The 24,029-nt window shown below is 73.7% G+C and carries 22 protein-coding genes; 10 read left to right on the forward strand and 12 right to left on the reverse strand.

Going from position 1 to position 24,029, the window contains the following annotated elements:
- Positions 1-108 precede the first annotated feature (108 nt).
- From ACGF15_RS02180 to ACGF15_RS02190, 3 genes are all read left to right on the forward strand, one after another.
- On the forward strand, positions 109-1,281 hold the full coding sequence (locus ACGF15_RS02180; RefSeq protein WP_345608907.1) for a PP2C family protein-serine/threonine phosphatase: 1,173 nt from the start codon (positions 109-111) through the stop codon (positions 1,279-1,281).
- A 211-nt stretch (positions 1,282-1,492) separates the two neighbouring features.
- A complete protein-coding gene (locus ACGF15_RS02185; protein ID WP_392796603.1) occupies positions 1,493-2,611 on the forward strand; it encodes a cation diffusion facilitator family transporter in 1,119 nt (372 codons plus the stop codon).
- 64 nt (positions 2,612-2,675) lie between these two features.
- The gene (locus tag ACGF15_RS02190; protein WP_345608911.1) at positions 2,676-3,032 is read left to right on the forward strand and encodes a VOC family protein; all 357 of its coding nucleotides are present in this window, start codon (positions 2,676-2,678) and stop codon (positions 3,030-3,032) included.
- Positions 3,033-3,063: 31 nt separating this feature from the next.
- Here the strand turns inward: ACGF15_RS02190 and ACGF15_RS02195 are convergent, their stop codons facing one another.
- The 12 genes from ACGF15_RS02195 to ACGF15_RS02250 all read right to left on the reverse strand — a co-directional run bounded on the left by ACGF15_RS02195 (position 3,064) and on the right by ACGF15_RS02250 (position 14,366).
- The gene (locus ACGF15_RS02195; protein ID WP_392796604.1) at positions 3,064-3,738 is read right to left on the reverse strand and encodes a formylglycine-generating enzyme family protein; all 675 of its coding nucleotides are present in this window, start codon (positions 3,736-3,738) and stop codon (positions 3,064-3,066) included.
- Between the two features lie 87 nt (positions 3,739-3,825).
- On the reverse strand, positions 3,826-4,395 hold the full coding sequence (locus ACGF15_RS02200; RefSeq protein ID WP_362612369.1) for a GNAT family protein: 570 nt from the start codon (positions 4,393-4,395) through the stop codon (positions 3,826-3,828).
- Positions 4,396-4,421: 26 nt separating this feature from the next.
- Complete coding sequence (locus ACGF15_RS02205) at positions 4,422-5,402, reverse strand: LD-carboxypeptidase (RefSeq protein ID WP_362612366.1); 981 nt, start codon at positions 5,400-5,402, stop codon at positions 4,422-4,424.
- Positions 5,399-7,396: a prolyl oligopeptidase family serine peptidase gene (locus tag ACGF15_RS02210; protein ID WP_392796605.1), complete on the reverse strand. Its 1,998-nt coding sequence runs from the start codon at positions 7,394-7,396 to the stop codon at positions 5,399-5,401. Before ACGF15_RS02210 ends, ACGF15_RS02205 begins: the two co-directional genes overlap by 4 nt.
- Positions 7,397-7,405: 9 nt before the next feature.
- Complete coding sequence (locus ACGF15_RS02215) at positions 7,406-8,746, reverse strand: M20/M25/M40 family metallo-hydrolase (protein WP_362612361.1); 1,341 nt, start codon at positions 8,744-8,746, stop codon at positions 7,406-7,408.
- A complete protein-coding gene (locus ACGF15_RS02220; protein WP_392796606.1) occupies positions 8,739-9,578 on the reverse strand; it encodes a M55 family metallopeptidase in 840 nt (279 codons plus the stop codon). The genes ACGF15_RS02215 and ACGF15_RS02220 overlap by 8 nt, the downstream gene beginning before the upstream one ends.
- A 166-nt stretch (positions 9,579-9,744) precedes the next feature.
- Positions 9,745-10,968, reverse strand: a complete 1,224-nt coding sequence (rocD, locus tag ACGF15_RS02225; RefSeq protein WP_362612358.1) for an ornithine--oxo-acid transaminase — start codon at positions 10,966-10,968, stop codon at positions 9,745-9,747.
- Positions 10,965-11,795, reverse strand: coding sequence for a dimethylargininase (gene ddaH / locus ACGF15_RS02230; protein WP_362612355.1), 831 nt, complete (start codon positions 11,793-11,795; stop codon positions 10,965-10,967). Before ddaH ends, rocD begins: the two co-directional genes overlap by 4 nt.
- Before the next feature lie 151 nt (positions 11,796-11,946).
- Entirely contained in the window at positions 11,947-12,468 is a 522-nt protein-coding gene (locus ACGF15_RS02235) for an Lrp/AsnC family transcriptional regulator (RefSeq protein WP_392796607.1), read from the reverse strand.
- A gap of 213 nt (positions 12,469-12,681) precedes the next feature.
- Positions 12,682-13,128 carry an SRPBCC family protein gene (locus ACGF15_RS02240; RefSeq protein ID WP_345608931.1) on the reverse strand — a complete coding sequence of 149 codons (447 nt, stop codon included), beginning with the start codon at positions 13,126-13,128 and terminating at the stop codon, positions 12,682-12,684.
- A 224-nt stretch (positions 13,129-13,352) separates the two neighbouring features.
- Positions 13,353-13,655 carry a hypothetical protein gene (locus tag ACGF15_RS02245; protein ID WP_345608933.1) on the reverse strand — a complete coding sequence of 101 codons (303 nt, stop codon included), beginning with the start codon at positions 13,653-13,655 and terminating at the stop codon, positions 13,353-13,355.
- A 141-nt stretch (positions 13,656-13,796) separates the two neighbouring features.
- Positions 13,797-14,366 (reverse strand): HEAT repeat domain-containing protein, encoded by a 570-nt coding sequence (locus ACGF15_RS02250; protein WP_345608935.1) that lies wholly within the window; start codon positions 14,364-14,366, stop codon positions 13,797-13,799.
- 336 nt (positions 14,367-14,702) lie between these two features.
- Here ACGF15_RS02250 and ACGF15_RS02255 point away from each other — a divergent pair, with 336 nt between their 5' ends.
- The 7 genes from ACGF15_RS02255 to ACGF15_RS02285 all read left to right on the forward strand — a co-directional run bounded on the left by ACGF15_RS02255 (position 14,703) and on the right by ACGF15_RS02285 (position 23,901).
- Complete coding sequence (locus ACGF15_RS02255; RefSeq protein WP_392796608.1) at positions 14,703-16,487, forward strand: 3-hydroxyacyl-CoA dehydrogenase family protein; 1,785 nt, start codon at positions 14,703-14,705, stop codon at positions 16,485-16,487.
- Between the two features lie 94 nt (positions 16,488-16,581).
- Positions 16,582-17,430, forward strand: coding sequence for a TetR family transcriptional regulator (locus ACGF15_RS02260; RefSeq protein WP_362614166.1), 849 nt, complete (start codon positions 16,582-16,584; stop codon positions 17,428-17,430).
- Between the two features lie 414 nt (positions 17,431-17,844).
- Positions 17,845-19,182 (forward strand): crotonyl-CoA carboxylase/reductase, encoded by a 1,338-nt coding sequence (gene ccrA, locus ACGF15_RS02265; protein ID WP_362614153.1) that lies wholly within the window; start codon positions 17,845-17,847, stop codon positions 19,180-19,182.
- Between the two features lie 9 nt (positions 19,183-19,191).
- Positions 19,192-21,204: a protein meaA gene (locus tag ACGF15_RS02270; RefSeq protein ID WP_392796609.1), complete on the forward strand. Its 2,013-nt coding sequence runs from the start codon at positions 19,192-19,194 to the stop codon at positions 21,202-21,204.
- Positions 21,201-22,166 (forward strand): HpcH/HpaI aldolase/citrate lyase family protein, encoded by a 966-nt coding sequence (locus ACGF15_RS02275; RefSeq protein WP_392796610.1) that lies wholly within the window; start codon positions 21,201-21,203, stop codon positions 22,164-22,166. Before ACGF15_RS02270 ends, ACGF15_RS02275 begins: the two co-directional genes overlap by 4 nt.
- 2 nt (positions 22,167-22,168) lie before the next feature.
- Positions 22,169-22,693 (forward strand): MaoC family dehydratase, encoded by a 525-nt coding sequence (locus ACGF15_RS02280; protein ID WP_392796611.1) that lies wholly within the window; start codon positions 22,169-22,171, stop codon positions 22,691-22,693.
- 2 nt (positions 22,694-22,695) lie between these two features.
- The gene (locus tag ACGF15_RS02285) at positions 22,696-23,901 is read left to right on the forward strand and encodes an acyl-CoA dehydrogenase family protein (RefSeq protein WP_362614162.1); all 1,206 of its coding nucleotides are present in this window, start codon (positions 22,696-22,698) and stop codon (positions 23,899-23,901) included.
- Positions 23,902-24,029 lie beyond the last annotated feature (128 nt).

Below are 24,029 nucleotides of genomic sequence, written 5' to 3' on the forward strand. Positions count from 1 at the left end.
AACGGCAGCCCTCCCGACCGGCAGGCGTCGGCGCGGGCACCGACGCCGGCAGGTCGCCGGGGCGGCCACGTACCCGCCTGCGCGGCCCCACGCTGCGCTGGAGAACTCATGACGATCTCGCGGACCCGCATCCGCCCGTGCCTCGCCCCGGCCCTGGAGTCGGTGCCGTTCGCCCTCCTGCTCCTGGACCTGCTCCTCGGACCGGAGATACGGCTGGTGGAACTGCTCGCGGTGGTCCCGCCGTTAGCCGCCCTGCGCTCGTCGGCGGCGACCACGCTCCGGCTCGGCGCCACGTGCGCGCTCCTGGCCCTCGCGGCGCACGCGCTCGGCGGGGGGCCCGCCCGGCACGCGTACCCGGCCGTGGCCGCACTCGCCCTGATCACCCTCTGCTCCGCCTGGGCGGCGCACGCCCGGCTGCGCTCCACGCGGCGGCTCGCCGCCGTCCAGTCGGTCGCCTCGGCCGCGCAGGAGGTGATCCTCCGCCCCCCTCCGGCCCGCGTGGGGTCCGTCTCCATCGCCGCCTCGTACGTCTCCGCCGCCGCGTCCGCAAAGATCGGCGGCGACTTCTACGCCGTCGAGCCCGTACGCGGCGGCGTCCGCCTCGTCGTCGGCGACGTCCAGGGCAAGGGGCTCGACGCGGTCCGGACCGCCGCGACCGTCCTGGCGTCCTTCCGCGAGGCCGCACAGGCGACCGTGGACCTGGAGGCCGTCGGACGGAGCATCGAGTGCGCGCTCTCGCGGCGCACCGACGACGAGAAGTTCGTGACGGCCGTGCTCGCCGAACTCCGCGACGACGGAACGCTGACCCTGCTCAACCACGGCCACCCGGGACCGCTGGTGGTGCGCCGGGGCGGAGGCCGGGAGGACGGCCGCGGGGAGGACTCCCGCCGGGGGACGGCCGAGCCGGCGCGCTTCGGCCTGCCCCTGGGCCTCGGGCTGCCCGACGCCGCGGAGCCCTCGCAGGAGCGGGCCGTCCTCGCCCCCGGGGACCGGGTGCTCTTCTACACGGACGGCCTCAGCGAGGCCCGGGACGCCTCGGGGGCGTTCTACCCCGTCCACGCCTGCGCACCGCTGGTCCGCCACGGCACGCCGCAGGAGGCCCTCGACGCGGTGCGCCGCAGCGCGCTCAGCCACACCGAGGGCCCGCTGGACGACGACTCCGCCCTGCTCCTGCTGGAGGCCGGCGCCCGCCGTGAGATACCCCTGCCGCCGCTCGCCGGGGGTTTCGACGCCTCCTGCGCGCTGTGCCCGGTGGAGGACTGCTCGGTCCGCACGCCGTGACACCGCCCGGACCGGACGCGGGCGCCCGCCCGCCGGTGGTCCGCCGGGGCGGCGGCCCGGGCCGCGGCCCCTGCCCGCCGCCCGCCGCGCACCCGGGCGCCGCCGCCTCGGCGCTCCCGGGCACAGGACGCAGTTGCGCATGCATCGCACCTGGTCAGGCCCGGTACCACGGCTGTAGCCGCAAGGGGTTTCCTGTGCCACCGTGGGGGTCATGGAGGGGAACCGGCACCACCACGAGGACGCGCACCCCCACCCCGGCACGGACCGGCACGGCCGCGCACCGGAGCACGGCCACCAGCACGCGCATGCGCCCGCCCGGCGGCCGGCGGCGCGGCTGCGGCGGCGGATCGCCCACCTGCTCACCCCGCACGGCCACGAGGCGGCCGACCGGGTCGACCCCGCCATGGAGGCCTCGCGGGAGGGGATGCGGACCCTCTGGCTGTCCCTGGCGGTGCTCGGTGCCACCACCGTGGTACAGGCCGCCATCGTCGCCCTCTCGGGATCCGTCGCCCTCCTCGGCGACACCGTCCACAACGCGGCCGACGCCCTGACCGCGGTCCCCCTCGGCATCGCCTTCCTGCTCGGGCGGAGGGCGGCCAACCGCCGCTACACCTACGGCTACGGCCGCGCCGAGGACCTGGCCGGGCTCGTCATCGTCGCCGTGATCGCCGCCTCGGCGGCCGTCGCCGCCTACACCGCCGTGGAGCGCCTCCTGCACCCGCAGGACGTGACCCATCTGTGGGCCGTCTCCGCGGCGGCCCTCGTGGGCTTCGCCGGGAACGAGTGGGTGGCCCGGTACCGGATCCGCACCGGGCGCAGGATCGGTTCCGCGGCGCTGGTCGCCGACGGGCTGCACGCCCGGGCCGACGGGTTCACCTCGCTCGCCGTCCTGTTCGGCGCGGGCGGCGCGGCGCTCGGCTGGCGGTCGGCGGACCCCGTGGTGGGCCTGCTGATCACCCTCGCCATCCTGCTGGTGCTGCGCGACGCGGCCCGCGAGGTCCTCCGGCGGCTGATGGACTCCGTCGACCCCGCCCTCGTGGACCGGGCGCACACGGCGCTGGCCGGGGTCGACGGGGTCCTCGCCACCGGTGGGGTGCGGATGCGCTGGATCGGCCACAGTCTGCGGGCCGAGGCCGAGATCGTGGTGGCGGCCGACCTCACCGTGGTGGCGGCGCACCGGGTGGCCGTCGCGGCGGAGCACGCCCTGCTGCACGCCGTCCCCCGGCTGACGGCCGCCACCGTCCACACCGACCACCCGCCGGCGGGGGACGACCCGCACGCGGTCCTCGTCCACCACGCCCGCGGGGCGCCCGCGGCACCCGGTTCCTGAGCACGCCCGCCCGGCCCCGGGGGAGGAGTGCCGCGGACGGCGGGCTCCAACTACCCTCGCCCATATGGAGATCCTCGGAACCACGATCCGCGTGTGCGTCGACGACCTGGACGCCGCGGCCGTCTTCTACCAGCGTCTGACGGGCGCACCGCCGCAGCGCTTCGAACGCGGCGGGGTGTCCGTCGCGGCGGTGGGGTGCTTCCTGCTGATGAGCGGTCCGGAGGAGGAACTGGAGATCCTGCGCAAGGTCACGGCGACCATCGCGGTGGCCGACGTGGAGGAGACGCACGCCGTGCTGACGGGGAACGGCGCCCGCGTCCTGGCCGGTCCGGTGCCCACCCCCGCCGGGCGGAACCTGATCGCGCTGCATCCCGACGGCTCGGTGTTCGAGTACGCGGACCGCAGGGTCCCGGCCTCCTGACGCGGGCCGGGGGCGCGGCCGCCGGGAGGGCTCAGGGCGCCGCGTCCCGGGCCACCCGGAAGCCCACGTCGTCGATGCGCAGCGTCGGATGGCTGCGCCGCCGGACGGAGGCGCGGCAGCTCCAGTGCTCGTCGAACCAGCCGCCGCCGCGCAGCACCCGGTAGCTTCCGTAGACCTCGGGGTCGTAGAGGTCCCAGCACCACTCCCAGACGTTGCCGAGCATGTCGTGCAGGCCCCAGGCGTTGGGGCGCCTGCCGCCGACCGGGCGGGGGGCGCCGCCCGCGTTGGCGCGGTGCCAGGCGATCTCGTCCAGCGGTCCGTAGCGGGCCTGCCCGGTGCCGGCGCGGCAGGCGTGCTCCCACTCGGCCTCGGTGGGCAGCCGGTAGCCGCCGGCCGCCGGGTCCCGCTCCACGGCGTCCGCGGCGTCCGCGGCGCGGTAGGCGGGGGCGAGCCCCTCCCGGGCGGAGAGGGCGTTGCAGAAGGCTACGGCGTCCTGCCAGGAGACGCTCTCGACCGGCAGCGCGGGGCCCTCCGCCGCGCTCGGGCGGGCACCGGTGACGTCCGCGTAGAGCTCCTGCGTCACGGGGTGGGTGCCGAGCAGGCAGGGGGCCACGTCGACGGACCAACTGCGCCGGGTGCGGCGGTCCGAGAGGGTGACCCGTCCCGCCGGAACGGCCGTCATCCGCGGCCCTGGTGCTGCGTCCATGCCGCGAGGATAGCCGGGGCGGATCCGGGTCCGCCCGCCGTGTGCGGGCCCGGCGGACGGCCGGGCCCCGCCGCGGCCGCCCCCGGGTCAGCGGCGGGCGCCGGAGGCGTCCCGCCCGGCCGACTCCCGGGTGAGGGCCCAGCGTTCGTGGTCGCGCCAGGCCCCGTCGATGTGGAGGAAGTCGGGGGAGAAGCCCTCCCGCCGGAAACCGGCCGAGCGCACCAGCGCGAGGGAGGCGGTGTTGCCCGGCTGGACGTTGGCCTCCAGCCGGTGCAGGCCCAGGGGGCCGAAGGCGTGGGCGATCACCAGCCGCAGCGCCTCCCCCATCAGGCCCCGGCCCGCGGCGTGCGCGAAGGCGCCGTAGCCGAGGGCGCCGCACTGGAACGCTCCCCCGACGATGTTGTTGACGTTGACGAAGCCCGCGAGGGCCCCGGTCGGCCGCTCGCAGACCAGGAAGCCCGCGCGTGCCGGGTCCTCGGTGAGGCGCCGGGCGTAGTCCGCGTACGCCTCCTCGGTCAGCGGGGGGAAGAGCCACGGCCGGTGCAGGCCGGTGCTCTCCCGGGCGCGGGCCGTGAACTCGGCTCCGTCGCCCGGTGCGAAGGGCCGCAGGGCGACGCGGCGGCCCGCGGCCGTGTACGCGCCGGTCTGCTCCGCCATGCCGGTCCCGCCCTTCTCCCGGTCGCTCACCGCAGCGGCGCGACGTCGAGCACCAGTCTGCACGCGTCGGCGTCCAGGAGCGCCGGGACCCCGAGCGGGACGGTGAGCGCACCGGGGCCGTGCCCGAAGCCGAACTCCTCGACAACGGGGACGCCCAGCGGGGCGAGGCGGTCGAGCAGGACCGCGCGGACCTCCTCGTAGCGGCCGCAGTCGGCCCAGGAGCCCAGCAGGACGCCCGCGACGCCGGTGAGCCAGTCGGCGCGCAGCAGCTGGGTGAGCAGTCGGTCGATGCGGTAGTCGTCCTCGCCGACGTCCTCCAGGAGCAGCAGCCCGCCGCGAGCGGAGGTCCGGGCGCCGGGGACACCGAGGTCGGCGGCGAGCAGCGCCAGGCAGCCGCCGAGCGTGGTGCCGCGGGCGCGGCCCGGGACCATGGCCCGCGCCCCGGAGCGGGCTTCGACGACCCGTGCGCGCTCGGGGTCGAACAGGGCGGTGTGCAGGGAGGCGCGGGCGGCGGCGTCCGTGAGGAAGGCCTCGGTGGCGGGCATGGGGCCGTGCAGGGTGGCCACGCCCGCCCGGACGGCGAAGGCCTCGTGGAGCGCGGTGGCGTCGCTGTAGCCGACGAAGGGCTTGGGGGGTGCGGCGCGGACCGCGTCCCAGTCGACGAGGTCGACCATGCGCTGGGCGCCGTACCCGCCGCGGGCGCTCAGGACGGCGGCGAAGGCCGGGTCGCACCATGCCTCGGTCAGTTCCTGTGCCCGCAGCCGGTCCTCGCCCGCGAGGTAGGCGAGGCCGCGGTGGGCGGCGGGGGTGCGGGGCAGGGCGACGGGGTCCAGGCCCCAGTCGCGCAGGATGCGCAGCCCGGCCTCCAGCCGTTCGGGCGGGGGCGGTCCGCTCGGGGCGACGACGGCGACCCGGTCCCCGGGGCGAAGACGCGGCGGGCGGGTGAGCGCGCGGACGGCGTCGGGGCCCGGTGCGGGGGTGGGGGCGGCGCCGGGCGGCGAGGTCATGTGTCCAGCTCCAGCGGGGGGACGTCGGAGCGCGCCGCCCCGAACACCTGTGCATAAAGGGCGAGTTCGGCCTCCAGTGCGCGGACCAGGGTGCCGGCCCGGCGGAAGCCGTGGCCCTCCCCGGCGAACGCGAGGTAGGCGTGCGGGACGCCCCGGCCGGCGATCCGGGCGAGGAAGCGCTCGCTCTGCGCGGGCGGGCAGACGGCGTCGTCGAGGCCCTGGAGCAGCAGGAACGGGGCGGTGACCCGGTCGGTGTGGTGGGCGGGCGAGCGCTCCCGGTACCGGGCGGGGTCCTCGGAGCGGGGGCCGACCAGGGAGTGGAGGTAGTGGGACTCGAAGTCGTGGGTCTCGTCCTCGGACCAGGTCTCCAGGTCCAGTACCGGGTACAGGACGGTGGCGCAGGCGTACAGGTCGGTGGTGGCGAGCGAGGCGGCCGCGGTCCAGCCGCCCGCGCTGCCGCCGCGGATCGCCAGCCTGGCGGGGTCGGCCGTCCCCTCCTCGGCGAGTGCGCGGGCGACCGCCGCGCAGTCCTCGACGTCGACCACGCCCCACTGGCCGCGCAGCCGCTCGCGGTAGGCGCGGCCGTAGCCGGTGGAGCCGCCGTAGTCGACCTCGGCGACGCCGATGCCGCGGGAGGTGAAGTAGGCGATGCCCAGGTCCAGGGCGAGCGGCGCCCGGCCGGTGGGCCCGCCGTGGGCCCGGACCACGAACGGCGGCAGTTCCTCGCCCGGGGCCGTGCGGTCGGGGCTGTGCGGCGGGTAGACGCGGGCGTGGACGTCCCGGTCGCCCGGACCGGTGAAGGTGCGCAGCTGCGGTTCGGGGTAGTACGCCGGGTCGACCGGGTCGTCGTGGGGGCTGCCGAGGACGCGGGCGTGGCCGGTGCGGGTGTCGAGCTCCACGACCTCGTGGCCGCTGCGCGGGCTGGCGGCCACGCCGATGACGCGGTCGCCGCTGACGGCGAGGGTGGGCGACCACTCGGTCCAGGGGCCGGGTGCGTCGACCAGTTCCCCGGTCTCGGCGTCCAGGATGCCGAGGACGGCGGCGCCCCTGCCGTGGAGGGTGGCGATCATGCCCCCGGCCAGCGGGCGGAACCAGGCCGAGCCCAGGGTCCACAGGGGGCCGGCGAACTCCTCCTCGCGGCCGGGGCACAGCTCCCGCGGGGGGCCGAAGCCCCCGTTCCCGGGCCGCAGGCTCCGCAGCTCCCACCAGCCGCCGGCGTCGGAGGCGTACACCAGGGAGCCGTCGTGCGCCCATGCGACCTGGGGGACGGACTCCCGGTCGCCGCCGGCGACCTGCCGGACCCCGGTGAAGGGGCCCTCGGCGGGGACGTCCGCGACCAGGACACGGGTGCCGTCCCAGGGCATCCGGGGGTGGTCCCAGGCGATCCAGGCGGCGCGCCGGCCGTCGGGGGAACGCTGCGGGGCGGTCAGGAAGCGGTGCCCGCCGCCGAGTTCGCGGACGGCCGCGCGGTCCTCGGCCGCCGAGCCGTCGAGGGGGACGGCGGCGATCACCCGGCGCAGCTCGGCGGGCCCCTCGCCGGTGAACTCCTCCAGGACGCACCACACCTCGCCGCGGTCCGGGTGGAGCTGCGGGTCGGCCCAGCGCAGTCCGCCGCCGACGGCCGAGAGGGGGGTCAGCGGGCGTGGCCGGGCGCCGGGGGTGTCCGGTTCGAAGGCGTAGAGGCGCTGGTCGGGGAAGTGGACGAAGACGACCAGCGGACGGCCGCCGGCCGCGAGCGGGTCCCCGGCCCAGGGGTGGCCGCCGTACTCCATGACCCGGGAGCGGACGTTCCAGGGCGCCGGGAGCACCGTCTCCTCGCGCCCGTCGGCGCGCAGGCGGACGAGCGTGCGGCGGCCGTCCTCGGCGGGGCGGGGCGCGGTCCACCACACCTCGGCGCCGACCGTGCCGAGGTGGTCGGGGTGCCCGTCGCGGGCTGCGGCGAGGCCCGGCCCGATCGGCGAGGGCCAGGTTCCGTAGGGGCCCGTGGGCACCATCGCGGCCTCCTAGGCGGTGCGCAGGTAGTGGTCGAGGACGCGGACGCCGAAGTGGAGGGCGTCCACGGGCACACGTTCGTCCACGCCGTGGAAGAGGGCGCCGTAGTCGAAGCCGGGGGGCAGCCGCAGCGGGGAGAAGCCGTAGCCGGTGATGCCGAGCCGGGAGAAGTGCTTGGCGTCCGTGCCGCCGCCCAGGCAGAAGGGCACGGCGTGGGCGCCCGGATCGAAGTGCGCGAGGGCGGCGCGGAGTTTGGCGAAGGTCGGCGAGTCGACGGGGGCCTGGAGCGGGATCTCCCGGTGGTGGAAGGCCCAGTCGACGTCCGGGCCGGTCAGGCGGTCCAGGGTGGCGGCGAACTCCTCCTCGGTGCCCGGCAGCATCCTGCCGTCGACGAGGGCGGTGGCCTGCCCGGGGATGACGTTGACCTTGTAACCGGCTTCCAGCAGCGTCGGGTTGGTGCTGTTGCGCAGGGTGTCCCGGACCAGGGCCGCGGCGGGGCCGAGGCGCTCCAGCAGCGCGTCCGCGTCGAAGCCGGGGGCCTGGACGTCGGCGTCGATGCCGTACAGCGCGGACAGCTCGGTCAGCGCGGCACGCACGGTGGGGGTCAGGCGCACCGGCCAGCGGTACTCGCCGATGCGGGTGACGGCGGCGGCGAGCCGGGTCACGGCGTTGGCCTGGTTGGCCTTGGAGCCGTGTCCGGCGCGGCCTCGGGCGGTCAGCCTCAGCCAGGCGGTGCCGCGTTCGCCCGCGCCGACGGGGTACAGGCGCAGCCCGCCCGCGTGGACGGTGAAGGCGCCGCACTCGCCGATGCCCTCGGTGCAGCCCTCGAAGAGCGCCGCGTGCTCGGAGGCGAGGTAGGCGGCGCCGTCGGCGGCGCTGTCCTCCTCGTCGGCGGTGTAGGCGAGGACGATGTCGCGGCGCGGCCGCACCCCGCTGCGGGCCCAGGCCCGGGCCACGGCGAGGACCATGGCGTCCGTGTTCTTCATGTCGACGGCGCCCCGGCCCCACACGACGCCGTCGCGGATCTCCCCGGAGAAGGGGTGGACGCTCCAGTCGGCCGCCTCGGCGGGGACGACGTCGAGGTGGCCGTGGACGAGGAGGGCGTCGGCGGAGGGGTCCGTGCCGGGGATGCGGGCGACGACGTTGGTCCGGCCGGGGGTGCGTTCCAGCAGCACGGGGTCGAGGCCGGCGTCGGCGAGGCGCTCGGCGGTGTACTCGGCGGCGGGGCGCTCCCGGCAGTCGCCGGAGCCGCGGTTGGTGGTGTCGATGCGGATCAGGTCCGAGGTGAAGGCGACCACCTCGTCGAGCGCGGTGCCGTCGACGGGCGAGGGTGCGGTGGTCTGCTCAGCCATAGCTCTCCTCCACGGCCGCGGAGACGATCGTGGTGACCGCCTTGAAGGTGCGGATGCCCTCGTACATCGTGGGACTGGTGTAGGCGACGCGGCGTTCGCCGCCGGTGGCGCGCTCCACGCCGGGCACGACGGTGGCGGCCGCGGCCAGGTGCTCGGCGTCGAACTCGACCTCGACGGTGAACGGGCCCTCGTGCACGGGCTCGTGGCGGACGGCGAGGGCGGTGGCCTCGCGGGCGGCGGCGCGGATCTCGGCGGCCGTCCGGGCGGGGGTGCGGCAGACGGCGGCGTAGCGCGAGACGTGGTCCTTGACGGCGACCTTCCGCGCCCCGGGCGCGTAGCGGAGGGCGTCCTCGCAGGTCAGGTCGTCACCGGTGACGAGGATGACGGGGACTCCGAACTCGGCGGCGACACGGGCGTTGAGCAGGCCCTCGCCCGCGCGGACGCCGTCGAGCCAGACACCGGTGATGGAGTTGGCGAGATAGGTGTGGGCCAGGACGCCCTCCTCGCCCGCGCCGGTGTGGTAGCCGACGAAGGCGATGCCGTCGACGTCGCCGTGCTGGACGCCCTCGACCATGGAGAGGGACTTGTGGCGGCCGGTGAGCAGCTGCGCCCGCTCGTCGAGCCGTTCGAGGAGCAGGTTGCGCATCGTCGAGTGGGCCTCGTTGACGAGGACCTCCTCCGCCCCGCCGTCGAGGAAGCCGAGGACGGCCGCCTGGACGTCGGAGGTGAACAGTGCGCGGCAGCGCTCCCACTGGGGGGTGCCCGGGAGTACGTCGGCGGGCCAGGTCACCCCCGTGGCGCCCTCCATGTCGGCGCTGATGAGGATCCGCAACTCTCGCTCTCCGTTCCGGCGGGTCCGGGACCGGGGGGTCCCGGGGGTGGGTCCGGGACCGCGAGTCTAGACCGCGGAGCGGGTCCGGGGCGGTGAGGACGGGCAGCCGGTGCGGCGCCGTGGCCGGGCGGGGCCGCCCGGGCGGGTGCCCGGGCGGCCCGGGGGCTCAGCGCAGGGACTTCTCCAGCGCGGCGAGGGCGGTGGCGAGTTCCTCCTCGGTGATGGTCAGCGGCGGCGCGATCCGGATGGTGGATCCGTGGGTGTCCTTGGCCAGGACGCCCTCGGCCATGAGGCGTTCGCTGATGTGCCGTCCGGTGCCGATGGCGGGGTCGATGTCGACCCCGGCCCACAGGCCGCGGGAGCGGAAGCCGACGACGCCCTTGCCGAGCAGGGCGGTGAGGCCGTCCCTGAGGACCTCGCCCAGCTCGGTCGCCCTGCGCTGGAACTCGCCGGTGGCCAGGAGGTCCACCACGGCGGAGCCGACCGCGGCGGAGAGCGGGTTCCCGCCGAAGGTGGAGCCGTGCTCGCCGGGGCGGAGCACGGCCATGACGTCGCTGCGGGCCAGGACCGCGGAGACGGGGACGATGCCGCCGCCGAGGGCCTTGCCGAGCAGCAGGACGTCGGGGCGCACCGATTCGTGGTCGACGGCGAGGGTGGTGCCGGTGCGGCCGAGGCCGGACTGGATCTCGTCGGCGATGAGCAGGCAGCCCGCGCGGCGGGTCGCCTCGCGTACGCCGGCGAGGTAGCCGTCGTCGGGGATGACGACCCCGGCCTCGCCCTGGATCGGCTCGATGAGGACGGCGGCGGTGGTCTCGTCCAGGGCCGCCTCCAGGGCCGCGAGGTCGTTGTAGGGGACGACCCGGAAGCCGGGGGTGAAGGGCCCGAAGCCGCCGCGGGCGGTCTCGTCGGTGGAGAAGGAGACGATGGTGGTGGTGCGGCCGTGGAAGTTGCCGTCGGCCACGACGATGGTGGCCCGGTCGGGGGCGACGCCCTTGACCTCGTAGGCCCACTTGCGGGCGAGTTTGACGGCGCTCTCGACGGCCTCGGCTCCGGTGTTCATCGGCAGGACCGCCGGGAGGCCGGTGAGCTCGGCGAGCCCCTCGGCGAAGCCGGCGAGCCGGTCGTTGTGGAAGGCCCGCGAGGTGAGGGTGAGGGCGTCGAGCTGGCGGTGGGCCGCGGCGATCAGGTCCGGGTGCCGGTGGCCGAAGTTGAGCGCCGAGTAGCCGGCCAGCATGTCGAGGTAGCGCCGGCCCTCCACGTCCTCGACCCAGACGCCCTCGGCACGGGCGACGACCACCGGGAGGGGATGGTAGTTGTGGGCGAGGACCCCGTCCTCGGCGGCGATCAGCTCGGCGGAGGAGCGCCGGGTGCGTTCGGGCGTGAGTGTCATGGGCGGATCTCCAGGGTGCAGCACTTGACGCTCCCGCCGGCCTTGTGGAACTCGGAGAGGTCGACGGGGACGGGGTGGTAGCCGTGCTCGGCGAGCCGGTCCGCGAGGGCGCCGGCCTGCAGCGGCACCACGACGTTGCGGCCGTCGGAGACGGAGTTGAGGCCGAAGGCCATGGCGTCCTCGCGGCTCGCGGTCACGGCGTGGGGGAACATGCGCTTCAGCACCTCTCGGCTGCCGGGCGAGAAGGCGTCGGGGACGTAGCAGACGTTCGCCTCGCCGCCCCCGTGGCCGTCGTCGAGGACGAACAGGGCCGTGTCGAGGTGGTAGAGGTAGGGGTCCACCAGGGTGAGCCCGACGACGGGGGTGCCGAAGAACTCCTGTGCCTCGCGGTGGGCGGCCGGGGTGGTGCGGAAACCGGTGCCGGCGAGGACGAACCCTCCGACGGGGACGAGGTCGCCCTCGCCCTCGCACACCGACTCGGAGCGGTGGACGGTGTGGCCCGCGGCCTTGAACCAGGCCTCGAAGGCGGGCTCCTCGCCCTGGCGCTGCGGGGCGTGGAAGCGGGAGGCGAAGATGCGGCCGTCGAGGACGAGGGCCGAGTTGGCGGCGAAGACCATGTCGGGCAGGCCCGGTTCGGGCCGGACGTGGTCGACGGTGTGGCCGAGGTCGAGGTAGGTGTTGACGAGGCCCTGCCACTGGGCGAGGGCGCGGTCCCGGTCGACGGGCGCCTCCCCGGTCATCCAGGGGTTGATGGCGTACTGCACGTCGAAGTACCGGGGTTCACAGACCAGGTAACGCCTGACGCGAGGCACACGCTGGGTTGGCACCGAAGGGGCCCTCCTGTCGTCGCGATAACCGGTGACGCATGTCCGGTGACAGCAACCACGGTAGGAATCGGGACCTACGACGGACAAGAGACGACACCTGCGCATCTACGCAGGAATGCTGCGCGCTTTGCTCCCCGGGCGCAGGAATTCTTCAGGCGTCCCCGGTGGAGTCCGCTGCGGCCGCCGGGTCCTCGGGGGCCGCGAGGGCGGCGCCCGCCTCCGGGCTGGCGGTGAGCAGGTGGGAGAGCACCATGTAGCTGATCGTCTTGCGGATGAAGGGCTCCGCCCGGATGCGCTCCAGGACCTCCTCGAAGTGCTCCACATCGCGGGCGCGCACGTGCAGCAGGGCGTCGGCGCCGCCGGTGACGGTCATCGCCGCCATGATCTCCGGGTAGTCGCGCACGACCTCGGCCAGCCGCCTGGGGGGTGCGGCGCTGTCGCAGTACACCTCGACGTAGGCCTCGGTGCGCCAGCCGAGTGCGGCGGGGCGGACGGTCGTGGTGAAGCCGGTGATCACGCCGTCCTCGCGCATCCGGTCCACCCGGCGTTTGACGGCGGTGGCGGACAGGCCGACGGCCGCGCCGATCTCGGTGAAGCTGGTGCGGGCGTTCTCCACCAGGGCGGCGACGATCTTGCGGTCCAGTGCGTCGAACGGTACCGGGCGCTGCGTCATGGCGGTGTCCTCCCTGGTGCTGGTGGGCTGCGGCGCGCGGACCCTACCGGACGGCGGAGGCGGCTGCGGGCCGGTACGGGCGGGCGCCGCGCACCGGCGGGGCGCATGCGGCCCGCGCGCCGTGGTGCGACCGCGCCCCGGCGCGCGCCGGGGCGCGTCGACCGGGGCGCGGTCGGGACCACCCGATCCGGTGAGCTTCGCGGGGCCCGGGACCTACGCCTTCTCGACCTGGGCGGCGAGATTGGCCAGCAGGGCGTCGTAGATCCGCGCGAGGCCCTTCGGGGCGAAGGTCTTCTCGAAGAACCCGCCGATGCCGCCGGCACCGTTCCAGACGGTGGTCACCACGGCCCGGGACGCTCCGTCACCCGCGGGGGTGACCCGCCAGGTGGTGACCATGGAGGAGTTGCGGTCCTTCTCGACGAGTTCGCCGTCGGTCGGCTCGGTGACCTCCAGCAGGCAGTCGCGGACGCGCTTGCTGGTGGCCTGGAGCTTCCAGTGCACCAGGGTGCCCTCGCCGTCGCCCCCCTCGCGGACCTCGTACTCGCTGAAGTGCTCGGGGAGGATCTTCGCGCGGGTGCCCTCGTAGTCGGCCAGAGCGTCGAACACCGTCTCCGCGTCCGCCGCGATGATCCGTTCCGTGGTCGCCTCGACCTGCGCCATTCCTTCTCCTCCAGCAGTCGCTCCAGCGGGATGCCCCCAAGCCAACCACCTCGGGCACCCCCGCCCAAATCCTCGTCGCGCCGACCACGGGAACTGGTGTTCCGCGTGCGGCCGCACTCCCCGTGCGCAGGGCTCCTCCGCCGCGGTACGGGCGCCCGTACGCCGGGCACCCGGCCGCACTCCCGCAGCGCAGGGCGAGCGCAGGGGACCGCCCCGGAGGGACATCAGCCGCGGCGCCGGGCGGTGCGCGGCATCTGGCTCACGCCGATGAGCAGCAGACCGCAGAGCAGCAGCGCGAACACCGCGTAGAAGCGGACATCCCGGGACACCGCGGGCAGCACGCCGAGGGAGAACAGCCCCTGCCCCAGGCACGCGACACCGAAGAGCACACCGCCGAGCCCGTAGAGCTGCGGCCTGAGGACCTTGCCGCGCGTCCAGGGAAGCGTCCAGCCGGAGCGCAGCGCCGCCGCTCCCAGGACGAGCGCCGCGGCACCCACCGCCGTCGCCAGTACCCCGAGCCAGTGCACGGCCCCACCTCGCTTCCGTTCGCGCCCGCGGCCCCGTACCGCGGGGCCGCGTCCTGCGACCTTAGCCCGTGCACCCCCGGCTGCCCAGGCCCGGTCGGTGCGGTGCACCTGGGCACCTGGGCGCGTGAGCGGGCGGCGGGGTCAGCGCTCCAGGCGCGCGAGGGCCGCGGAGGCCGCGGCCGCCAGGCGCGGATGCGGCAGGGCGGCGCGTACGGCCTCGGTGGCGCCGGGGTCCCCGAGGGCGCCGAGCCCCTCGACGCAGGCCAGCGCGACCCGCCAGTGCGGGTCGCCCGGGGCGAGGCGCCGCCTCAGGACGGTGACCAGGGCGGGGGCCGATTCCGGGGCCCTGAGCCGGGCGAGCAGCCGGACCGGGATGAGGGCGTAGGCGATGCGGAGCTCGTTGGTGGCCAGGGCGGCGGCGGCGCGCGGGGTGCGGGGGTCGCCGAGGAGGTGGAGGGCGTGGGCGGCCGAGACGCAGCGTTCGGGGTCGCGGTGGTTGAGCAGCAGGACCAGGGCCTCGAAGGCCCGGGGGTCGCCGGCGCAGCCGAGGCGGAAGGCGGCCAGTTCGCGCGACCAGAGCGGGCGCCCCGGTTCGGTGAGCACCCCGGCCAGCTCCTCGGGGCCGGCGGCGGCCAGCAGGTGCTCGTAGGCCGGGCCGCCGCCCGACTCCTCGCGTAACCGGTGTGCGAGCGAGCGCAGTTCCTCGTCCATGGGGCGAGGGTATCCGGCGGCACGGCGACGCAGATCACAGTCGCCGGGGGCTGGCGCGCTCATTACCCACGGGTTAACCTCATGTGAGCGGGTTGAACCCCGCACCCCGCGGCGGCCTGGTGACGCAGCCGTCCGCGGAGCTGATCGGTTCGGCATCTCGCCGTGCGGTACGACGCGACTGGGGACAGAGTCCGTCGGCTCCCGTGTACGCCCGTGCGCATGCCCGCGCAGCCGGGCCCCCGTCGGCGTCCCGTACGCCGTCGCACCGGGCTCCGCCTGCGAAGGCACTCCGCAGGCGCCCTCCCCTCAGCCGTCACTCATCCCTGGAGTCCCGTGATGGACACCCCTCTCCACACCATCGCCGTGGTCGGCCTCGGCACCATGGGCACCGGCATCGCCGAGGTCCTGGCCCGGGCCGGCCGCGAGGTCATCGGCATCGACGTCAGCGACGAGGCGGCCCACCGGGCCTCCGACGCGCTCGCGGACTCCACGGCCCGCGCCGTGGAGCGCGGGCGGATCACCGAGCAGGAGCGCCGCGACGCCCTCGCCCGCTTCCGGACCTTCACCGAGCTGCGCGCGGCGGCAGAGGCCGACCTGGTCATCGAGGTCGTGCCCGAGTCCTACGAACTCAAGCAGCAGGTGTTCCGCGAACTGGACGCCGTGGTGCGCCCGGACACCATCCTGGCCACGGGCACCAACGCCCTGTCGGTGACCCGGCTGGCCGCCGAGTCCCAGCGCCCGGAGCGCGTGCTGGGCCTGCACTTCTTCAACCCGGCCCCGGCGATGAAGCTGGTCGAGGTGGTCTCCTCGGTGCTGACCTCCCCGCAGGCCGTCGCCGCCGTGACGGAACTGGCGCGGGCGCTCGGCAAGGAGCCGGTGGCGGTCGGCGACCGGCCGGGCTTCGTCGCGGACGGCCTGCTCTTCGGCTACCTCAACCAGGCCGCGGCCATGTACGAGTCCCGCTACGCCTCGCGGGAGGACATCGACGCGGCCATGAAGCTGGGCTGCGGCCTGCCGATGGGGCCGCTGGCGCTGCTCGACCTGATCGGCGTCGACACCGCCCGGACCGTGCTGGACGCGATGTACGCGGCCTCCGGCGACCGGCTGCACGCCCCGGCACCGATCCTCGGCCAGCTCGCCGAGGCGGGCCTGACCGGGCGCAAGGCGGGCCGCGGCTTCTACACCTACGCCGGGGCCGGTTCCGCGGAGGTGGTGGCGGACGCTCGGACCCCGTCGGCGGACACGGCAGGGGCCGCGGCCCCGCGACAGGTGTCCTCGGTCGGCGTCGCGGGCTCGGGCACCATGGCGAGCGGCATCGCCGAGGTCTTCGCCAAGGCCGGGTACGACGTCGTCCTCGCGGCACGCAGCCCGGAGAAGGCGGAGAAGGCCAAGGGGCTGATCGCCCGGTCGCTGGAGCGCTCGGTGGCGAAGGGCCGCATGACGGCGGAGGCCCGCGAGAGCACGCTGGCCAGGATCGTCCCGGCCGGTTCGCTGGACGCCTTCGCGGAGGTCGATCTGGCGGTGGAGGCGGTGGCCGAGGACCTGGAGGTCAAGCAGGAGCTGTTCCGCACCCTGGACAAGGTCTGCCGCCCGGGTGCGGTGCTCGCCACCACGACCTCCTCGCTGCCGGTGATCGCCTGCGCGCGGGTCACCTCCCGCCCCCAGGACGTGGTCGGGATGCACTTCTTCAACCCGGCGCCCGCGATGAAGCTGGTGGAGGTCGTCCGCACGGTGCTGACGGCGGACGACGTCCACGCCACCGTCCGGGAGGTCACCGCCACGGTCCGCAAGCACCCCGTGGACTGCGGCGACCGGGCGGGGTTCATCGTGAACGCCCTGCTCTTCCCCTACCTGAACAACGCGATCAAGATGGTCGAGGAGCACTACGCCTCGCTGGACGACATCGACGCGGCCATGAAGCTGGGCGGGGGGTACCCGATGGGGCCCTTCGAGCTGCTGGACGTCGTCGGACTGGACGTCTCGCTCGCCATCGAGAAGGTGCTGCACCGGGAGTTCCGCGACCCGGGCCTGGCCCCGGCACCGCTGCTGGAGCACCTGGTGGCCGCGGGGTGCCTGGGCCGCAAGACGGGCCGCGGATTCCGCGAGTATGCCCGTCGCTGACCCCGGTGCGGGATGGGGCGGGCTGCTCGATCCGGGCGGCCCGTCCCCGGCGGCGGACGGGGAGCACGACCCGCACGCGCGTCCGGGCACGTCGATGCAGTACGTTCAGGTCATGCCGCTGCCAGCCGATCCCGCCCGACGCACCGTACGCGCCGGTTCCCCGCCCGAGGCCGCGGAGGGCACCGCGGGCTCGAAAGCCGCCGCCCAGCGCCTGCGGATGCGCCGCGAGTTGGCCGCCGCGGCCATGGAGCTCTTCGCCACCAAGGGGTACGAGGCGACCACCGTCGACGAGATCGCCGCGGCGGCGGGGGTGGCGCGCAGGACCTTCTTCCGCCACTTCCGCTCCAAGGAGGAGGCGATCTTCCCGGACCACGACGACACCCTGGTCCGCGCCGAGGCCGTGCTGAACGCGGCCCCGCCCCACGAGCATCCCCTGGACACGGTGTGCCGGGGCATCAAGGAGGTCATGCGGATGTACGCGGCCTCCCCCGCGGTCTCGGTGGAGCGCTACCGGCTGACCCGCGAGGTGCCCACCCTGCGGGAGCGGGAGATCGCCTCGGTGGCCCGCTACGAGCGGCTCTTCACCCGCTATCTGCTGGGCCACTTCGACGAGCGCGACCATCACGACGGCAACGACGACCCGCTGCTGGCCGAGGTGGCCGCCTCCGCGGTGGTCACCGCCCACAACCATGTGCTGCGGCGCTGGCTGCGGGCCGGCGGCCAGGGCGACGTGGAGGCGCAGCTGGACCACGCCTTCGCCATCGTGCGGGACACCTTCGGCTCCGGGATAGGCGCGGGGCGCAAGGCGGGGACGCAGCTCCCCGGGGCCGAGGCCGCCGCGGCGGTGCGCACCGAGGGCGAGGTGCTGGTGGCCCTCGCCCGCACCGACGCCCCGCTGAGCGAGGTCATGCGCACGATCGAGCAGGCGCTCAAGGAGGCCTGACCCCCCTCGGAGGGGCGCCGTTCGCCGCCTCCCTCCGCGCACTCCCCCGGCGATGGCCGTCCGTTTCGGGCGGCCATCGCCCGTTGTGCGCCCCCGTTCGATCGATCATCGCTCATATGTGGCGATGATTTTTCAGATGAGAGAGATTTCTGGCACGGAGTGTCTTGCGGCCTGGCACGGCGTGCCATACGTTGAAGGAGTCCGGTCGGCCGGCGCCCCGGGAACTCCCGTACGCCGGCTGTCCCGGCGGCCTCCCGACCGCCCCGCCCGGACGCCTGCGTCACAGGCACCTCACGCGCACACCAGCGCCGCCAGCAGCACCCTCAGCCGAACCGACGGCACACCTCCACAGCAGCACCACCCCGACGTTCCCATCGGCGTCCCTTCGGGACGCTCCCCGCCGGAGGCAACACCGTGAAGGAAATCCTGGACGCGATCCAGTCGCCGGAGACCACGTCCGCCGACTTCGCCGCACTGAAGCTCCCCGAGAGCTACCGCGCGATCACCGTGCACAAGGACGAGACCGAGATGTTCGCGGGCCTCGAGACCCGCGAGAAGGACCCGCGCAAGTCCCTCCACCTGGACGACGTGCCCCTGCCCGAGCTCGGCCCCGGAGAGGCCCTGGTCGCCGTCATGGCCTCCTCGGTCAACTACAACTCCGTGTGGACCTCGATCTTCGAGCCGCTGTCCACCTTCGCCTTCCTGGAGCGCTACGGCCGGCTCTCCGAGCTCACCAAGCGCCACGACCTGCCGTACCACGTCATCGGCTCCGACCTCGCGGGCGTCGTGCTGCGCACCGGCCCGGGCGTCAACGCCTGGACCCCCGGGGACGAGGTCGTCGCGCACTGCCTCTCCGTCGAGCTGGAGTCCTCGGACGGCCACAACGACACGATGCTCGACCCCGAGCAGCGCATCTGGGGCTTCGAGACCAACTTCGGCGGCCTGGCCGAGATCGCGCTGGTGAAGTCGAACCAGCTGATGCCCAAGCCGAAGCACCTCAGCTGGGAGGAGGCGGCGGCCCCGGGCCTGGTCAACTCCACCGCCTACCGCCAGCTGGTCTCCCGCAACGGCGCCGGCATGAAGCAGGGCGACAACGTCCTCATCTGGGGCGCCTCCGGCGGCCTCGGCTCCTACGCCACCCAGTTCGCCCTCGCCGGCGGCGCCAACCCGATCTGCGTCGTCTCCAGTCCGCAGAAGGCGGAGATCTGCCGCGCCATGGGCGCCGAGGCGATCATCGACCGCAACGCCGAGGGCTACCGGTTCTGGAAGGACGAGCGCACCCAGGACCCGAAGGAGTGGAAGCGCTTCGGCAAGCGCATCCGCGAGTTCACCGGCGGCGAGGACATCGACATCGTCTTCGAGCACCCGGGCCGCGAGACCTTCGGCGCCTCCGTCTACGTCACCCGCAAGGGCGGCACCATCACCACCTGCGCCTCGACCTCGGGCTACATGCACGAGTACGACAACCGCTACCTGTGGATGTCGCTGAAGCGGATCATCGGCTCGCACTTCGCCAACTACCGCGAGGCGTGGGAGGCCAACCGCCTGATCGCCAAGGGCAGGATCCACCCCACCCTGTCCAAGGTGTACTCCCTGGAGGACACCGGGCAGGCCGCGTACGACGTGCACCGCAACCTGCACCAGGGCAAGGTCGGCGTCCTCGCGCTCGCCCCCGGGGAGGGCCTGGGCGTGAGCGACCCCGAGCTGCGCGAGAAGCACCTCGACGCCATCAACCGCTTCAGGAATGTCTGAGGTCAGCGCATGAGCGAGCGCAAGAAGGACCGGCCCTGGCTGATGCGGACGTACGCCGGCCACTCCACGGCCGAGGCGTCCAACGAGCTGTACCGGCGCAACCTCGCCAAGGGCCAGACGGGTCTGTCGGTCGCCTTCGACCTGCCGACCCAGACCGGATACGACCCCGACCACGTCCTCGCCCGCGGCGAGGTCGGCCGGGTCGGGGTCCCGGTCTCCCACCTGGGCGACATGCGGCGCCTGTTCCAGGACATCCCGCTGGAGCAGATGAACACCTCGATGACCATCAACGCCACCGCCATGTGGCTGCTGGCGCTGTACCAGGTGGTCGCCGAGGAGCAGGGCGCCGACGCGGCCAGGCTCCAGGGGACGACGCAGAACGACATCGTCAAGGAGTACCTGTCGCGCGGGACGCACGTCTTCCCGCCCGGTCCTTCGCTGCGCCTGACCACCGACATGATCACCTACACGGTGGCGCACATCCCCAAGTGGAACCCCATCAACATCTGCAGCTACCACCTGCAGGAGGCGGGTGCCACGCCCGTCCAGGAGATCGCCTACGCGATGTCCACCGCGATCGCGGTGCTGGACGCGGTGCGCGATTCGGGGCAGGTGCCGCCGGAGAGGTTCGGCGACGTGGTCGCCCGCATCTCGTTCTTCGTGAACGCGGGCGTCCGCTTCGTCGAGGAGATGTGCAAGATGCGCGCCTTCGGGCGCATCTGGGACCAGGTCACCCGGGAGCGCTACGGCATCACCGAGGCCCGGCAGCGGCGCTTCCGCTACGGCGTGCAGGTGAACTCGCTCGGCCTGACCGAGGCGCAGCCCGAGAACAACGTCCAGCGGATCGTGCTGGAGATGCTGGCCGTGACGCTCTCCAAGGACGCCCGGGCCCGGGCCGTGCAGCTGCCCGCCTGGAACGAGGCGCTGGGCCTGCCCCGGCCGTGGGACCAGCAGTGGTCGCTGCGCATCCAGCAGGTGCTGGCCCACGAGAGCGACCTGCTGGAGTACGAGGACATCTTCGCGGGCTCGCACGTGATCGAGGCCAAGGTGGAGGCGCTGGTCGCCGAGAGTCTGGCCGAGATCGAGCGGATCCAGGAGATGGGCGGCGCCATGGCGGCCGTCGAGTCCGGCTACCTCAAGTCGCAGCTGGTCGCCTCGCACGCCGAGCGGCGGGGCCGCATCGAGGCGGGCGAGGAGAAGATCGTCGGCGTCAACATCTTCGAGACCACCGAGGAGAACCCGCTCACCGCGGACCTGGACACGGCGATCATGACGGTGGACCCGGCCAACGAGGCACGCGTCGTCGCCAAGCTGCACGCCTGGCGGGCGGAGCGCGACGAGGCGCGGGCCGCCGAGGCCCTGGCGGCCCTGAAGAAGGCCGCCGCGGGCACCGAGAACCTTATGGCGACCACCGTCGAGTGTGCGCGTGCGGGCGTCACCACCGGCGAGTGGGCCTGGGCGCTGCGTGACGTCTTCGGCGAGTTCCGTGCGCCGACGGGCGTCAGCAGCGCCCCGGTGGCCGTCCCGGCGGAGGCCGGCACCCCGCTGGCCGCCGTCCGGGAGAAGGTCGCCCGGACGGCCGAGGAGCTGGGCTGCGGCCGGCTGCGGCTGCTGGTGGGCAAGCCCGGCCTGGACGGCCACTCCAACGGGGCCGAGCAGATCGCCGTGCGCGCCCGCGACGCCGGGTTCGAGGTGGTCTACCAGGGGATCCGGCTCACCCCCGAGCAGATCGTCTCCGCCGCCCTCGCGGAGGACGTGCACTGCGTCGGGCTGTCGATCCTCTCCGGCTCCCACGCGGAGCTGGTGCCGGACGTGCTCGACCGGCTCCGCGAGGCGGGTGCCGGCGAGGTCCCGGTGATCGTGGGTGGCATCATCCCGAACGCCGACGCCGCCCAGCTCAGGGCGGCGGGTGTGGCCGCCGTCTTCACGCCGAAGGACTTCGGCATCACGGAGATCATCGGCCGTATCGTCGACGAGATCCGCCAAGCGAACAAGCTCGACCCCCTGGAGGTCCCCGCATGAGTACGCCGGTCAACCGTCTGCGTCCGCGCCGCTCCTGCCTGGCCGTGCCCGGCTCGAACCCGCGCTTCCTGGAGAAGGCCCAGGGCCTTCCCGCGGACCAGGTCTTCCTGGACCTGGAGGACGCCTGCGCGCCGCTCGCCAAGCCGGACGCCCGGCACACCGTCGTGAAGTTCCTCAACGAGGGCGACTGGACCGGCAAGACCCGCGTGGTGCGGGTCAACGATTGGACCACCCACTGGACCTACCGGGACGTGGTGACCGTCGTCGAGGGCGCCGGCCAGAACCTCGACTGCATCATGCTGCCGAAGGTGCAGGACGCCCAGCAGATCGTGGCGCTGGACCTGCTGCTGACGCAGATCGAGAAGACCATGGGCTTCGAGGTCGGCAGGATCGGCATCGAGGCCCAGATCGAGAACGCCCAGGGCCTGAACAACGTCAACGCCATCGCCCAGGCCTCCCCCCGGGTGGAGACCATCATCTTCGGCCCGGCGGACTTCATGGCCTCCATCAACATGAAGTCCCTGGTCGTCGGCGAGCAGCCGCCCGGCTACCCGGCCGACGCCTACCACTACATCCTGATGAAGATCCTGATGGCGGCCCGCGCCAACGACCTCCAGGCGATCGACGGCCCCTACCTCCAGATCCGCAACACCGAGGGCTACCGCGAGGTGGCCCGGCGCGCCGCGGCCCTGGGCTTCGACGGCAAGTGGGTGCTGCACCCGGGGCAGGTGGAGGCCTCCAACGAGATCTTCTCCCCCTCGCAGGAGGACTACGACCACGCCGAGCTGATCCTGGACGCGTACGACTACTACACGTCCGAGGCGGGCGGCAAGAAGGGCTCGGCGATGCTCGGCGACGAGATGATCGACGAGGCGAGCCGCAAGATGGCGCTGGTCATCGCGGGCAAGGGGCGCGCGGCGGGCATGCGGCGCAGCAGCACGTTCGAGATCCCGGAGGCCTGAGCATGCAGTTCGGACGCACCTACGAGGAGTTCGAGGTCGGGGCGGTCTACAAGCACTGGCCCGGGAAGACGGTCACCGAGTACGACGACCACCTCTTCTGCCTCCTCACCATGAACCACCACCCGCTCCACATGGACACCAACTACGCGGAGAAGACGACGGACTTCGGCAGGAACGTCGTCGTCGGGAACTACGTGTACTCGCTGCTGCTCGGCATGTCCGTGCCGGACGTCTCCGGCAAGGCCATCGCCAACCTGGAGATCGAGTCGCTGCGGCACGTGGCCCCCACCTTCCACGGGGACACGATCTACGGCGAGACCACGGTCCTCGGCAAGACGCCCTCGCGCTCCAAGAGCGACCGCGGGATCGTCCACGTGGAGACCAAGGGCTACAAGCAGGACGGCACCCTGGTCTGCGTCTTCCGGCGCAAGGTGATGGTCCCCACCGAGGCGTACATCAAGGAGCGCGGCGGCGAGCAGCCCGGACGGCCGGAGCTGAACGAGCCCCAGAAGAAGGCGGAGAAGTAGTCATGGCGCGACTCGCCCAGACCCACGGTCTGACCGATGTCCAGCAGGAGATCCTGGCCACGGTGCGGGACTTCGTCGACAAGGAGATCATCCCGGTCGCGACCGGGCTGGAGCACAAGGACGAGTACCCGGCCCAGATCGTCGAGGGGCTCAAGGAGCTCGGCCTGTTCGGGCTGATGATCCCCGAGGAGTACGGCGGCCTGGGCGAGTCCCTGCTCACCTACGCCCTGTGCGTGGAGGAGATCGCCCGCGGCTGGATGTCCGTCTCGGGCATCATCAACACCCACTTCATCGTGGCGTACATGCTCAAGCAGCACGGCACGCAGGAGCAGAAGGACACCTTCCTGCCGCGGATGGCGCTGGGCGAGGTGCGCGGCGCCTTCTCGATGTCGGAGCCGGGCCTCGGCTCCGACGTGTCCGCGATCACCTCCAAGGGCGTGCGGGACGGCGACGAGTACGTCCTCAACGGCCAGAAGATGTGGCTGACGAACGGCGGGACCTCCAACCTGGTCGCCGTTCTGTGCCGGAGTGACGAAGGACACCCCGAGGGGACCGCGCCGCACCGGTCCATGACCACCTTCCTGGTGGAGAAGGAGCCCGGTTTCGGCGAGGTGCGCCCGGGGCTCACCATCCCCGGCAAGATCGAGAAGATGGGCTACAAGGGGGTCGACACCACCGAGCTCATCATGGACGGCCTGCGCGTTCCGGCCGACCGGGTCCTCGGCGGGACCACCGGCCGGGGGTTCTACCAGATGATGGACGGGGTCGAGGTCGGCCGCGTGAACGTCGCGGCGCGTGGCTGCGGTGTCGCCCAGCGTGCCTTCGAGCTGGGGGTCTCCTACGCCCAGCAGCGGCACACCTTCGGCAAGCCCATCGCCTCCCACCAGGCGATTCAGTTCAAGCTGGCCGAGATGGCTACCAAGGTCGAGGCCGCGCATGCCATGATGGTGAACGCGGCACGCAAAAAGGACTCCGGGGAACGAAACGACCTGGAGGCAGGGATGGCGAAGTACCTCGCCTCCGAGTACTGCAAGGAAGTCGTCGAGGACGCCTTCCGCATCCACGGCGGCTACGGCTTCTCCAAGGAGTACGAGATCGAGCGCCTCTACCGCGAGGCTCCGATGCTGCTGATCGGCGAGGGTACCGCCGAGATCCAGAAAATGATCATTGGCCGCCGACTGCTGGAGGAGTACCGGTCGCAGGGCTGATTGTCTCTTTTGAGTCGGTTCCGGCCGGAAGATGATCACACCCTGTCATCATCTTCCGGCCGTCGACTCGGCTTCTGGCTTTCCCAGTTGCGGGTCGTAACCGATAACATCGCGGGAAAGCCGCCGTC

The organism is Streptomyces sp. NPDC048001, from assembly GCF_043203115.1.
GTDB classification, from domain to species: Bacteria; Actinomycetota; Actinomycetes; order Streptomycetales; family Streptomycetaceae; genus Streptomyces; species Streptomyces sanyensis.